Raw genomic sequence first — 12,531 nt, forward strand, 5'->3', positions numbered from 1 at the left:
AAGAATGGTTTGCCATGCATTCAAAGATGAATATCAAGAGATTCATTACAGCATAGGCAATATTTGCTATTAGCTGCGAGCTCATGGCTCGCAGCTGATAAAAAGGAAGGTGCGCGGAACGTTCTACTAAGCCGCGCAAAAGTCACTGCTGCGCACGTTCCTTAAAATTGCTTATAGTGCGTCGAGGAGAATTTTTGTAATCACTTCATCAGTATAGATATCAGCAATGCCAAAGTACTGCGCGTTACCGGCAACGTTTTCTTTAATGCGGTTGATTTCACTGGCATCAATTTCGAACTGACTCAATCGAGTTGGCGTGCCAATTTTGTCAAACCACGCTTCGAGGTGAGCAATGCCTTCGTCCGCTGTCCCTCCAAAAATCTCTTTACCAAAGCGTTTGAATTGTTCAGGATTTTTATGGCGATACCACTTCATCCAAGCTGGCATAATTACAGATAAACCCGCGCCGTGGGGCACGTTGTACAATGCTGACAACGAGTGTTCAATCATATGATTGGGATAACTAAAGCCTGCCGTTCCAGCGTAGGTCAGGCCATTTAATGCCAGTGTTGCTGCCCACGCAAACTCAGCACGCGCATCATAGTCATTCGGGTTTTCTAGCAGAATCTCAGTGGTTTCAATCACCGTTTTAATGTTGGTTTCTACTAGCCGGGATTGCAGCTTTGGCTGCTCAGTAGCCGTGAAGTACCCCTCAATCGAGTGCGCGATAATATCTGCAGCGGAATACACTAAGTAGTCTCGTGAAATGGTTTTCATCAACTCAGGGTTAACCACAGAGACTTTTGGAAAGGTAAATGGTGAATTGATGGCGAACTTCTGTTTGGTGGTTTCATTAGTCACCACTGCGCCACTATTCATTTCACTACCAGTTGCGGCCAAGGTTAAAATATCAAAGATAGGCAACGCGGCGGTTACGGCACCTTTGCCAATAAACAGATCCCACGCATCGCCTGCGTATTTCACCCCGGCGGCAATCGCTTTGGCGCTGTCAAGGACAGAACCACCACCAACACTCAACACAGCATCGACTGTTTCAGCTTTTGCCAGTTCGATACCTTCGTAGACCTTGCTCATCACTGGGTTACTGACAATGCCCCCCAGTTCTACATAAGCGATATTATGCTCGGTCAAGCTGGCAACTACCGTGTCGAATAGACCATCTTTTTTAATACGGTCGCTGCCAAAAGTCAGCAATACTTTTGTGATGTGATGATCGGCGAGATGTTGGCCAATGTGTTGTTCGCGGCCTTTACCAAAGTCGATTTTAGTTGGATTGTGAAAGATAAACTCATGCATGTTAGACCCCTTAAGTCATGGGTGAGACTCGTGCGCCTAAATCCCTTTAGTAAGCTAAAGGAACGCCATCTGCTTTGTTGGCGGCGCACTCATCTAAATCAAACGTCGATAAATTATTTTCGGAATGTCGGGAAGCATTGTTGGAAATAATTTGTTCAACTACTTTACGTGTTTTTGGGCGTGGCAGTACCTCCTTCAGATGCAATGAACCAATGAGTCATACTCATAAATAGCAAGCAGTTATATGCAACTCTAATGAGTATAAAAGTAGGGAAAGCTGCGTGTTGCCTGCCAATTTTCAGGCAACACACAAGCTCAAAAAGAATTATGCAAGTGGTGGCTTTTCACTGTGAAAATGCAGTGGTTTATTGCCGGTTAACTTACGCAGTACCACATAGAACACCGGCGTCAAAAACAAACCAAAGAAGGTCACGCCGAGCATACCGCTGAATACAGCGATTCCCATAGCTTGGCGCATTTCAGCTCCTGCCCCAGATGACAACACCAGTGGCACCACGCCCATGATGAAAGCAATTGAGGTCATCAAAATTGGGCGTAAACGCAACTTACAGGCCTCAATGGCAGCTTGTACTGGCGTTCTGCCGCTAAATTCTAACTCGCGAGCAAACTCGACAATCAATATGGCGTTCTTCGCCGACAGCCCCACCAGCACCATCAAGCCAATTTGGGTGAAGATGTTGTTGTCACCATCGGTGAGCCAGATACCGACCATTGCGGCCAACACACTCATCGGCACAATCAGTACAATCGCCAACGGCAGCGTTAAGCTTTCGTACTGCGCCGCCAACACCAAGAACACCAACAGAATCGTCAACGGGAACAGCCATACTGCCGAGTTACCCGCCAAAATCTGCTGATAGGTCAATTCCGTCCACTCAAACTCCATACCCGGCGGTAGCGTTTCTGCCGCTACACGTTCAATCGCCGCTTGTGCTTGCCCCGAGGAGTAGCCCGGCGCCGGAGTGCCGTTAATATCGGCCGTTAAAAAGCCGTTGTAGCGCATTACCCGTTCTGGGCCATAGCTATAATCGACCTTCATCACCGACGCCAACGGCACCATATCGCCATTGATCGAGCGAACTTTCAGTTTGCCAATATCTTCAGGATGAGCACGATACTGCGCATCGGCTTGCACCCGCACCGTGTAAGTACGACCAAAGGCGTTGAAATCGTTGACATATACTGAGCCAAGATAGATCGACAAGGTGTCAAAAATATCCGGCAACGGCACGCCCAACTGCTGCGCCTTGGTACGGTCCACATCAGCAAACAGCTGCGGTACGTTGAGTTTCCAGTTGCTGTATACGCCCTGTAGCTCTGGCGCTTGTGCCGCTTTAGCAATAAAGTCATTGACCGCTTTATCCATGGCATCAAAGCCAAGCGAGGCGCGATCTTCCAACTGCAGTTTAAAGCCGCCCGTGGTACCTAAGCCCTGCACTGGTGGAGGCGGGAACATGGCGATAAACGCATCCTGAATACCACCAAACGCTTGGTTTAACTGTGCAGCCACAGCGGCCCCCGATTGATCGGCACGTTGGCGCTCATCAAACGGTTTTAACACCACAAAAATAATGCCGGAGTTCGGGCTATTGGTGAAACCACTGATCGACAAGCCAGGAAACGCCAACGTATCTTGCACATTGGGGTTTTTCGCCGCCAACTCACCCATACGGCGGATCACCTCTTCGGTACGGTCTAACGTCGCGCCATCGGGCAGTTGGGCAAAGCCCACCAGATATTGCTTGTCCTGCGCTGGCACGTAGCCCGTTGGCACACTTTTCAACAAACCGCCAGTTACCGCGCCTAAGCCAACAAATAGCACTAACATTAGGCCTTTGTGGGATAACACACGGTTTACACCACCTTGATAGCGCTCGCTGCCACGATGGAACACTCGGTTAAACAGTTTGAAGAAGCGACCAAACAACTTGTCCATCAGACGGGTTAACCCATCTTTAGGCGCATCGTGACCACGCAATAAAATGGCGGATAACGCTGGCGATAAGGTCAACGAGTTAAACGCTGAAATCACCGTGGAAATAGCAATCGTCACCGCAAACTGGCGATAGAACTGCCCCGTCAAACCGCTGAAGAATGCCAACGGCACAAACACCGCCACCAGCACCAACGCAATGGCGATAATCGGGCCAGACACTTCACGCATCGCCTTGTAGGTGGCTTCACGCGCCGACAAGCCCGCTTCAATATTACGTTCGACGTTTTCCACCACCACAATGGCATCGTCCACCACAATACCGATGGCAAGTACCAAGCCGAATAAACTCAGGGCGTTGATCGATAAGCCCATCAAATTCAGCACGGCAAAGGTGCCCACAATAGAGATAGGCACCGCCAGTAACGGAATGATCGACGCACGCCATGTTTGCAGGAACAGCACCACCACTAACACCACCAACAGAATCGCTTCCAGCAGGGTGTGGATCACAGACTCAATTGACGCCCGCACAAATTGGGTTGGGTCATAAGCAATGCGATAGCCTACGCCTTCCGGCATCTGCTTCTCAGCCTGCGCCATTACGGCGCGCACCTGCTCAGAGATCTCCAATGCATTGGAACCCGGCGCTTGGTGAATACCAATGCCCACTGCCGGTTTGTTGTTCAGTAATGAACGTAGTGAGTAATCCGCTGCACCCATTTCAATACGCGCCAAGTCTTTTAAGCGTGTTACAGCCCCCGAGCTAGAGGTTTGCACTATGATGTCGCCAAACTCTTCCGGCGTAGACAAGCGCCCTTTGGCATTGACCGATAACTGTAACTCCACGCCTTGCAAGCTTGGGCTGGCACCCACTGTACCCGCGGCAGCTTGTATGTTTTGCGCATTAATCGCCGCCACCACATCACTGGCAGAGATATGTTGCTGTGCCAACTTGTCCGGGTCGAGCCATACGCGCATGGCGTACTCGCCACCACCAAAAATCGCCACATCCCCCACGCCTTTAATGCGCGCTAGATTGTCGCGCAGGTGCAACAGCGCATAGTTACGCAGGTAATCCATGCCGTAGCGTTCGTTAGGTGATTGCAGATGCACCACCATCGTCAAATCTGGCGATGCTTTGGTGGTTGAAACCCCTAAACGTTGCACTTGCTCTGGCAAACGCGCTTCGGCTTGCGCCACACGGTTTTGGACTAATTGCTGTGCTTTGTCTGGGTCAGTACCCAAGGCAAAAATCACGTTCAGCGTCATCGCACCATCGGTGGTGGCTTGGCTGTTCATGTACAACATGCCTTCAACGCCGTTGATCTGCTCCTCCAGCGGTGCGGCTACAGTTTCGGCAATCACTTCAGGGTTAGCACCGGGGTAACTGGCTTTCACCACCACCGTTGGTGGCACCACTTCTGGATATTCAGAGATCGGCAACAGCGGGAGTGAAACCACCCCTGCGAGAAAAATCAGTACCGACAGCACCCCAGCAAAAATCGGGCGGTCGATAAAAAAACGAGAAATATTCATGAATTACGCGCCCTTATTTGCCATGGCGGTAACCTTGTCATCGGCAATAGTCACGCTGACGCTGCTGCCGGGACGCACCCGCTGTATACCGCTCACAATCACGCGGTCACCATCATTCAAGCCCGCGCTGATAACGCGCTTGCCCGCCACTATGCTACCTAAAGTGACAGGGCGATATTCCACTTGGTTTTGCGGATTAACCACCCAAACAAACTTCTTATCTTGGTCAGTGCTAATGGCACTTTCAGTCAGCAATACCCCTTGGCTTGGTTGCGCTTGCCCCAAGCTGACGCGCACAAATTGCCCCGGTAGCAGTTGGCCGTCGCGGTTATCAAACACCGCGCGCATATTGAGCGTGCCGCTACCAGCGTCCACCATGTTGTTGACCAACTTCAACGTGCCCTGCTCAGTCATCGCGCCGCCGTTGCTTTGTGCTTTCACAGGCACTTGGTCAAGACGCGCTAACTGCTCACGGCCATTACCGAGCTGCGCTAACACGCCAGTAGCGATAGCACTTTCCACATCAAAGTTGACGTAGATTGGCGACATCGACACGATGCTGGTGATCGGATCAGCGCTATTACCGGCAGCAATCAGGTTGCCTGGCGTAAACGCCAATTTGCCAATACGGCCAGCAATGGGAGCCATCACTTGGGTGTAAGACAGGTTCAAACGTGCCAACTCCAAGTCAGCCTTAGCTGCTTGCAGATTCGCTTTGGACGCATCGGCTGTGTTTTGCAGTTGCTCCATATCGTTTTCTGCAATCAACTTCTTTTCCCACAAGCGTTTAGCACGTTGATATTCAAGGTGCGCTTGGGCACTTTGCGCGGCAGCTGCGGCTACGGTTGCTTCAGCCTTTTGCACTTCTGCTTTGAACGGGGCTGGGTCGATGGTCAACAACAGTTGGCCCTTTTCTACATAAGCGCCTTCTTCAAAATGTATGCTTTGCAGCATACCCGCCACGCGAGCACGCACATTCACGCGTTCAACGGCTTCAACACTGCCCGAATATTGATGCCACGGCATAAAGGTTTGTTGATGCACTTCGACAGCCGTCACAGGTACCGCTGAGGCGGTTTGTGGCTCTGCCTGCGCAGGCTCGCTTGATAATGGCAAAGTGGCAATCATGCCAAAGCCCACCAATGCAGCCGTCGCAACAGCTAGAAAACGATGGCGTTTGACAAAAGTTGTCGTATTCATCTGTTTGATTCTCCTGAGATGAAGACAAAAAGCCCCCGCTGCTGTGTATGAACAGCAGTGACATTTAGCATGGATAAAAGAGATAGACTGACAGTCGAATTAGGCTATCAGCAATTAATCTGTGTGGTTAGCAAGCTTGTTTAACGCTGGTGAACACCGAGGCTGGCGCCAATATGGCTATTGTTCAATGCAACATTGACGATCAAATCAGCGACGCTTTTACGAGAAACTGTGGCATCCGGATTAATAAATACCTCACCTTTTTCAGTCGTGCCGTAATTAATTTCATTCCGGTTATTGAGCCACGCAGGACGAATAATGGTGTAATCCAGCCCAGACGCTTCAACAATACGGGTTGCATCACGATAAGGCTGTAAAATACTACCAAAATGCTCACCTGGCACTTCGTCATACACGCCCATTGAAGTCACAAAAACCAAGCGCTTTAGTTCGCACTCTTGCATTGCACGCACCACATTACGTGCATGGCTAGCCATATCGCCTGACAGATTGGCATAAACCACATCTTGGTTATGCATCAAGTCTGACAACACGTCCTTATCGCGCACATCAGCTTCAACCAATTTGATACGTGGATTATTGACAAAGTGGCTAAAGCGTTTGGCATTGCGTAGTGCCAAGGTCAGATTAACGCCAAGCTCTTCCAAAAATAGATGAATGGATTGCTGAGCTATTTGCCCTGCGGCACCAAGAACTAGAATATTCTTCATACATTATTGTCTCGCAGTTATCGCCCAATTGTTGCTATGGGTACAGCTCAAGGCGGTGAATTGGATGTGCAATAGTTTACTCACATCTCATTTTTTGATTAGATGGGATAATCTTCTATCACCTATAAGCTAAGCTAATTAATAATGAGCCAAGAAAACTTCAACGATTTGTATGCTTTTGTCTGCGTTGCCCAAGAAGGCAGCTTTACCAAAGCCGCAGCCCGTTTGAATGTATCGCAATCCGCACTGAGTCAGACAGTACGCAATTTGGAACAACGCATGGGCATTCGGCTGTTATCACGCACAACACGCAGCGTTGCTACCACCCATGCTGGCGAGCGTTTGTTTGTTAAGCTGGCGCCACTCTTTGAAGATGTCACTCAAGAATTACAAGACATCACTGAACTACGGGACAGTCCGACAGGTATCATTCGTATCACCACTCCTGAACACGCAATCGATCATGTTTTGTGGCCAGTGGTAAAACGCTACATAGAAAAATACCCTGATGTCACCGTTGAACTCAATGCTGACAATAGGTTGGTGGATATTGTGGGCGATCGCTTTGATGCAGGTGTACGGCTTGGTGAGATGCTTGCCAAAGATATGGTAGCGATGCCTATCACCCCCGAATTGCGGATCGCTGTCACAGCTTCACCTGAATACTTTGCCAAGCATGGGACGCCTACGCATCCAAAAGACCTGATGCAGCACCGCTGTATTAACTGGCGATTACCAACCGCTGGCGGGCTATTGCCATGGGAATTTGAACGTGACGGCGAAAAGATCAATATTCGCCCCAACAATAGTTTAATTCTCAATACATCTAATGCCGGCCTTCAAGCCATATTAGATGGCGTCGGAATTTTCTACACCATGGAAGATAAAGTCGCACCCTATGTCAAAAATGGTCGCTTGGTGCGCGTGCTCGAAGAGTGGTGTCCGCCCTTTCCCGGCTTTTATCTCTATTACCCGAGTCGCCACCACAGATCGCTAGCGTTTTCACTGTTTCTGGAAGAATTGCGTTATTCCAAGTAACCGGTTGACCTCCCCGACATTGCGCCCCTACTCCACGAGTGATTAAATGAAAACTCAGATTAAATCACTTATTGTCACTGACATGGAAAATCCCGTGAAATTGCCACCGTTCACTTCTGCCGAGGCCATTAACCAGTATCCGCCGGGGCTTAAAATTACCCAAAGTCAGGGTAAAGCATGGAATGATCTACAGTTGTCAGTTTTTTCACTGGAAACAGAAGCAGAGCAATTTAGCATGCCAGTGATCCCCGAACCCATGATTGTATGGGTATTATCTGGCCATGCCGAAACGCAGGAACGTGAGATAAACGAAAGTAATTGGCATCGCTATGAAGTCAAACAATGCTCACTCTACCTCACGGCCGGCGGAGTCCCTTATGAGTTTCGTTGGCGCCGATTAAGCCCAGAACCATTTCGGGTGTTATTGCTCGTGCTCAATCAATCATTATTTGATGAAGCGCTAAAAGAGCGCTTTGGTAACGACAGTAATCGAGCTTATTTGGAAGATCGTTCAGGGATTGATGATCCTCAGCTAGTGGCACTGCTGGAGTTACTGAGAATCGAACACAAGCGTAGCGAACCGAGCAAGCTGTTCGTTGATAGCATCGCCAAAGGAATTGCAGTGCATTTAGCTCGGCAATATACCAAACTGGCTGAGACATCTCGAGCCAAGCGTTCAGCGCTGCCGGCCTACCGGCTCAAACAAATCACCCATTGGATGCGGCAGCATATGACAGAAGAATTTAGCTTAGCCGTGTTAGCGCAACAGGCTCAGCTCAGCGAGTTTCATTTTAATCGTCTGTTTAAGCAAGCTACCGGTATGCCGCCCTCGCGTTATCACATTAAGCTTCGTATTGATAAAGCCAAACAGTTGCTACGAGAAACCAACCTAAATGTACTTGAAGTAGCGATGAGTGTCGGCTATGCCAATTCCAGTCATTTCGCACGGCTTTTTCGTAAGGAAACTGGTACTACTCCCAGCGCTTATCGATGTCAGAATTAAACTCAAAAGGTTGTATAGCGACTGTACTTAAGCCGCCATTCATCACCAACTCGACACCACTGGTGCGAAAACGCCAATCGCCAAGGACGATGATAGCTATTGATAGTGGCACTAAAAATACCGCGTCCACTGCAGTTTGCTTGAGTCCCATCAACAGTTATCTGTAGCGACTCAGCCAACACATCAATCTCATGATAGTTAAACGAATGCTCAGTAATGACATCAAACCATTCCTGCTTGGGTTGCAAATAACCAGTGATGTGAGTCAGCGTATAGCGTTCATCGACTAACTGCTCCAGCTTGCCAATATCAGCTCTCACCATTGCTTGATGAAAGGTATCTAACAAATGCATAAATAGCGAATTAGATGGCATAGTGACAGACATAATTTATGTAGTGGTCAACAAAAGAGATGCGTAGCATCCTTGCGCCAGTTGTTTGGTAAGGCCTGAGATCACTCGACACTTTTTATGGTAAAAATGTATCACAACCATAAGAGGTGAATCATGGGTAAAGGAATTCGCTATTCCACCGAATTTAAGCAAGAAGCTGTTAATCAAATCACTGTCCACGGATATGCTGTTGCCGATGTTGCACAGCGATTAGGCATAAGCACTAAAGCCCTCTACAACTGGGTTCAGACATATAGCAAACCCACCAAACAGCGCGTTCAAGAGCAAGACCTCCAAGCTGAGATAGCCCGCCTAAAGCGAGAGTTAAAACGTGCCCAACAAGAGCGTGACATATTAAAGGAAGCCGCCGTGTTCTTTGCCAGCGAGTCAAAGAACGCTACCCGTTCATAAAATCTCGCAGCAACAAATATCCACTTCGATTGTTATGCCAAGTACTTGGTGTTCATCCCAGTGGCTATTACGCGTGGCTGAAACAGCCGCGCAGTCGGCGAGAACAGCGCGATGAACATTTGTTGGGGCGAATTAAGCAACTGTGGCTAGAAAGCGGTGGTATCTATGGCTACCGCAACATTTATCAAGATTTGTTGGAAGAAAAAGTACAGTGCGGCCGAGATAGAGTGTTACGACTAATGCGTCAAGCGGGATTAAAGGCCCAACGTGGCTATCAATCGCCTCGAGGTTGCTATGGTGGTAAACCTGACATTATCGCGCCGAATACGCTGAATCGCGCATTTGAAGTGACCGCACCTAATCAATGGTGGGTCAGCGATATCACGTATATTCACACCCAAGAAGGCTTTTTGTTTTTGGCGGTCGTAATGGATTTGTATGCTCGTAATATCGTGAGGTGCCAGTGGAGCAGGTCTCTGGCCCATTGTTCAATAATTTCTCGCCTACCGTCGATCACGCATTAAAGGCGCATCTGTTTGGCTACTTGTTTAGCCGGGACAACTTGCCCCCTCTTGATCGTGAACTCGTGGTGGTGAGTTCGCTATCTGCCCTTGGTAATGTCAATGCACAGCTTCGTTCACATTTGAGAATTGCAACAACATTAGGTATCGATGCGACACAAATGGAAAGATTTTTTTCTAAATTTGAGCAGGCAATGGGGGCGCAATTAACCGCTAACGCCATAAACGTGTTATCCAAACTGAAAAAGGGTTAATCCTTTCCAACGACGTTAACAGCTAAGTTATTTCTTATGTCTGTAACATCCTTCATGGGAGATTTACCATATAAGCGACCATATTCACGACTAAATTGTGAAGGACTATCATACCCTACCTGAAAAGCCGCCGACGCCGCATCAAAATGCTGAGCAAGCATTAAGCGTCTCGCCTCTTGCAGCCGTAACTGCTTAATATATTGCAGCGGACTCATGGCCGTCATGTTTCGAAAATGGTGATGAAAGGTTGACACACCCATGCTAGCAATTTGGGCTAACATGTCGATAGTTACAGGTTGGGTAAAATTCAGTTTTAACCAAGAAAGTGCTTTAGCTACTTGATGGGTTTGCGTTCCCATTGAAGCTAGTTGGCGCAAACGCTCTCCTTGTTCACCCACTAGTAATCGAAAGAATATCTCGCGGCGGAGCATTGGTGCTAACATTGGAATACTCGCTGCATCGTCCACCAAATCCACTAAGCGCTGGAATGCGCTAATCAATGCTAACGACAACTCGCCTGTTGCCATACCACAATTTGTCTGTTGTCCTTTCGGCGGTGGTAGTTGGCTATCACTCATGAGTTGAGTTATTTCTTGGTAGTCAAATGTGAGTTTTAGTCCAAGATAGGGATGTTCCGGTGAGGCATCCGTTACTTGTGCAACCACAGGTAGATGAATACCGGAAAATAGATAATGCTCGGTATCGTAGTCGTAATGTTTATCGGCCAACTGCACGCGCTTAAAGCCCTGTGCAATTAAGCACACACTCTGTTCATAGAAACCTACAAGCGGACCCGTGGCATCAACTTTTTTGAAAACCGACAGTCCTGGTACATCTGTTACTACGTAGTCATCATGTTCTGTTAGCTTGGCTATACTCGTCGCCAATAACGCAATATTACGTGTGAAGTCACAGAAATTTTCCATCGCTTAACCATCATATACTCAACAATTAATTAGCTTAAGTATAAATCCCCATATGAGGTTGTTATAGCAAAACTATAGCTTGCCAGAGAAATAGGCAATCATTGGACAGAATTTATCTATTCGCTTTCTGCTATGACGTCTATGCTCATATTGTGGTCAATTCAACAGCATCAGTGATTTGCTTATACCGCAAAACTGGTCGCTAGCGCATGCACTAATAGTTAAATTAAAAGGTATTTAGGATGCAGAATCGTAGACAGTTCTTAATTTCAGGGGCGGGATTAGCCGCTGCGTCAATGCTAAGCAATACAGCGATTGCTGTCACAACAAATACAAACAAAAGTGCTTCGCACAATGGTTTTGGTAAACGCTTCTTAGGCTCCTTAGAAGTATCTAGCATCGGGCTGGGTGTGCAAAATATGAGTCGCACCTATCAGACGACGATTCCGACCCGCACCGAAATGCACAATATTATACGCAGCGCATTTGATCATGGCTTAACTTTCTATGATGCGGCGGAAGCCTATGGCCCGCTTGAAGTTGAACGAATCTTGGGTGAAGGCTTACAGCCTATCCGCGATAACGTCGTGGTTGCCACTAAATTTGGCTGGAACATTGATCAAGAAACTGGCAGACGTCTGCCCGGATTAAACAGCCGTCCAGAACACATAAAACTTGTAGTAGAAGGCATGTTAAAACGGTTGCGCACCGACCGTATTGATTTGTTATATCAACATCGTGTTGACCCAAACGTACCAATCGAAGATGTTGCGGGTGCCGTTAAAGATCTTATGGATGAAGGTAAAGTTCTGCACTGGGGACTTTCGGAAATGGGCCCTAATACCTTACGTCGTGCTCATGCTGCGTTGCCAGTGACAGCGGTGCAAAGTGAGTACTCTATGTTATGGCGCGGCCCAGAAAAACAAGTGCTGTCCATCTGTGAGGAGTTAGGTATCGGTTTCGTGCCTTGGAGCCCATTAGGTGTTGGCTTTTTAACGGGGGCCATTGATGAGTTTACCAGTTTTGCCGATGGGGATTTTCGTAAAACTGAAAGCCGTTTCGCCAAAGAGAATCTGGCGCAAAACATGGCCTTGGTGAAACTTCTGAAAAACTGGGCGGAGCGTAAGCAAGCCGCGCCGGGACAAATCGCACTGGCTTGGTTGTTAGCCCAAAAACCTTGGATTGTTCCCATTCCTGGCACGACGCAAATGGCACATATGCAGGAAAATATTGGCGCAGCCAGTA

The 12,531-nt window shown here is 48.2% G+C and carries 12 protein-coding genes; 6 read left to right on the forward strand and 6 right to left on the reverse strand.

Features of this window, described 5'->3' with window-relative positions; translation table 11 throughout:
- Positions 1–171 precede the first annotated feature (171 nt).
- From ACN0TT_RS15715 to ACN0TT_RS15730, 4 genes are all read right to left on the reverse strand, one after another.
- Positions 172–1,317, reverse strand: coding sequence for an iron-containing alcohol dehydrogenase (locus ACN0TT_RS15715; RefSeq protein WP_417763093.1), 1,146 nt, complete (start codon positions 1,315–1,317; stop codon positions 172–174).
- 325 nt (positions 1,318–1,642) lie between these two features.
- Complete coding sequence (locus tag ACN0TT_RS15720) at positions 1,643–4,810, reverse strand: efflux RND transporter permease subunit (RefSeq protein ID WP_417763094.1); 3,168 nt, start codon at positions 4,808–4,810, stop codon at positions 1,643–1,645.
- A 3-nt stretch (positions 4,811–4,813) separates the two neighbouring features.
- Positions 4,814–6,010, reverse strand: coding sequence for an efflux RND transporter periplasmic adaptor subunit (locus ACN0TT_RS15725; protein WP_417763095.1), 1,197 nt, complete (start codon positions 6,008–6,010; stop codon positions 4,814–4,816).
- A 140-nt stretch (positions 6,011–6,150) separates the two neighbouring features.
- Positions 6,151–6,741, reverse strand: coding sequence for an NAD(P)H-binding protein (locus tag ACN0TT_RS15730; protein WP_417763096.1), 591 nt, complete (start codon positions 6,739–6,741; stop codon positions 6,151–6,153).
- 144 nt (positions 6,742–6,885) lie between these two features.
- Between ACN0TT_RS15730 and ACN0TT_RS15735 the strand changes: the two genes are divergently transcribed.
- A complete protein-coding gene (locus ACN0TT_RS15735; protein ID WP_417763097.1) occupies positions 6,886–7,779 on the forward strand; it encodes a LysR family transcriptional regulator in 894 nt (297 codons plus the stop codon).
- A 46-nt stretch (positions 7,780–7,825) separates the two neighbouring features.
- A complete protein-coding gene (locus ACN0TT_RS15740; RefSeq protein WP_417763098.1) occupies positions 7,826–8,782 on the forward strand; it encodes a helix-turn-helix domain-containing protein in 957 nt (318 codons plus the stop codon).
- A 2-nt stretch (positions 8,783–8,784) separates the two neighbouring features.
- On the opposite strand, the gene ACN0TT_RS15745 is transcribed toward ACN0TT_RS15740, so the two are convergent.
- On the reverse strand, positions 8,785–9,156 hold the full coding sequence (locus tag ACN0TT_RS15745) for a nuclear transport factor 2 family protein (RefSeq protein ID WP_417763099.1): 372 nt from the start codon (positions 9,154–9,156) through the stop codon (positions 8,785–8,787).
- A 132-nt stretch (positions 9,157–9,288) separates the two neighbouring features.
- Between ACN0TT_RS15745 and ACN0TT_RS15750 the strand changes: the two genes are divergently transcribed.
- From ACN0TT_RS15750 to ACN0TT_RS15760, 3 genes are read left to right on the forward strand one after another with little or no spacing between them, the layout of a single operon-like run.
- Entirely contained in the window at positions 9,289–9,585 is a 297-nt protein-coding gene (locus tag ACN0TT_RS15750) for a transposase (protein WP_417763100.1), read from the forward strand.
- On the forward strand, positions 9,582–10,109 hold the full coding sequence (locus ACN0TT_RS15755) for an IS3 family transposase (RefSeq protein ID WP_417763105.1): 528 nt from the start codon (positions 9,582–9,584) through the stop codon (positions 10,107–10,109). The genes ACN0TT_RS15750 and ACN0TT_RS15755 overlap by 4 nt, the downstream gene beginning before the upstream one ends.
- Positions 10,049–10,360, forward strand: a complete 312-nt coding sequence (locus ACN0TT_RS15760; protein WP_417763101.1) for a carboxymuconolactone decarboxylase family protein — start codon at positions 10,049–10,051, stop codon at positions 10,358–10,360. The genes ACN0TT_RS15755 and ACN0TT_RS15760 overlap by 61 nt, the downstream gene beginning before the upstream one ends.
- Here the strand turns inward: ACN0TT_RS15760 and ACN0TT_RS15765 are convergent.
- Complete coding sequence (locus ACN0TT_RS15765; protein ID WP_417763102.1) at positions 10,357–11,286, reverse strand: AraC family transcriptional regulator N-terminal domain-containing protein; 930 nt, start codon at positions 11,284–11,286, stop codon at positions 10,357–10,359. The two genes, ACN0TT_RS15760 and ACN0TT_RS15765, sit on opposite strands and share 4 nt — an antisense overlap.
- 242 nt (positions 11,287–11,528) lie before the next feature.
- Between ACN0TT_RS15765 and ACN0TT_RS15770 the strand changes: the two genes are divergently transcribed.
- Positions 11,529–12,531: aldo/keto reductase (locus ACN0TT_RS15770; RefSeq protein ID WP_417763103.1), on the forward strand; the 1,003-nt coding region annotated here is incomplete at its 3' end.

The organism is Shewanella sp. (assembly GCF_048265805.1).
In the GTDB taxonomy this organism is placed as follows: domain Bacteria; phylum Pseudomonadota; class Gammaproteobacteria; order Enterobacterales; family Shewanellaceae; genus Shewanella.

What these genes read in the sequence shown, in the direction of transcription:
- ACN0TT_RS15715 (WP_417763093.1), bottom strand. Translation starts at nt 1,317, where the DNA reads ATGCATGAGTTTATCTTTCACAATCCAACTAAAATCGACTTTGGTAAA.
- ACN0TT_RS15720 (WP_417763094.1), bottom strand. Translation starts at nt 4,810, where the DNA reads ATGAATATTTCTCGTTTTTTTATCGACCGCCCGATTTTTGCTGGGGTG.
- ACN0TT_RS15725 (WP_417763095.1), bottom strand. Translation starts at nt 6,010, where the DNA reads ATGAATACGACAACTTTTGTCAAACGCCATCGTTTTCTAGCTGTTGCG.
- ACN0TT_RS15730 (WP_417763096.1), bottom strand. Translation starts at nt 6,741, where the DNA reads ATGAAGAATATTCTAGTTCTTGGTGCCGCAGGGCAAATAGCTCAGCAA.
- ACN0TT_RS15735 (WP_417763097.1), top strand. Translation starts at nt 6,886, where the DNA reads ATGAGCCAAGAAAACTTCAACGATTTGTATGCTTTTGTCTGCGTTGCC.
- ACN0TT_RS15740 (WP_417763098.1), top strand. Translation starts at nt 7,826, where the DNA reads ATGAAAACTCAGATTAAATCACTTATTGTCACTGACATGGAAAATCCC.
- ACN0TT_RS15745 (WP_417763099.1), bottom strand. Translation starts at nt 9,156, where the DNA reads ATGCCATCTAATTCGCTATTTATGCATTTGTTAGATACCTTTCATCAA.
- ACN0TT_RS15750 (WP_417763100.1), top strand. Translation starts at nt 9,289, where the DNA reads ATGGGTAAAGGAATTCGCTATTCCACCGAATTTAAGCAAGAAGCTGTT.
- ACN0TT_RS15765 (WP_417763102.1), bottom strand. Translation starts at nt 11,286, where the DNA reads ATGGAAAATTTCTGTGACTTCACACGTAATATTGCGTTATTGGCGACG.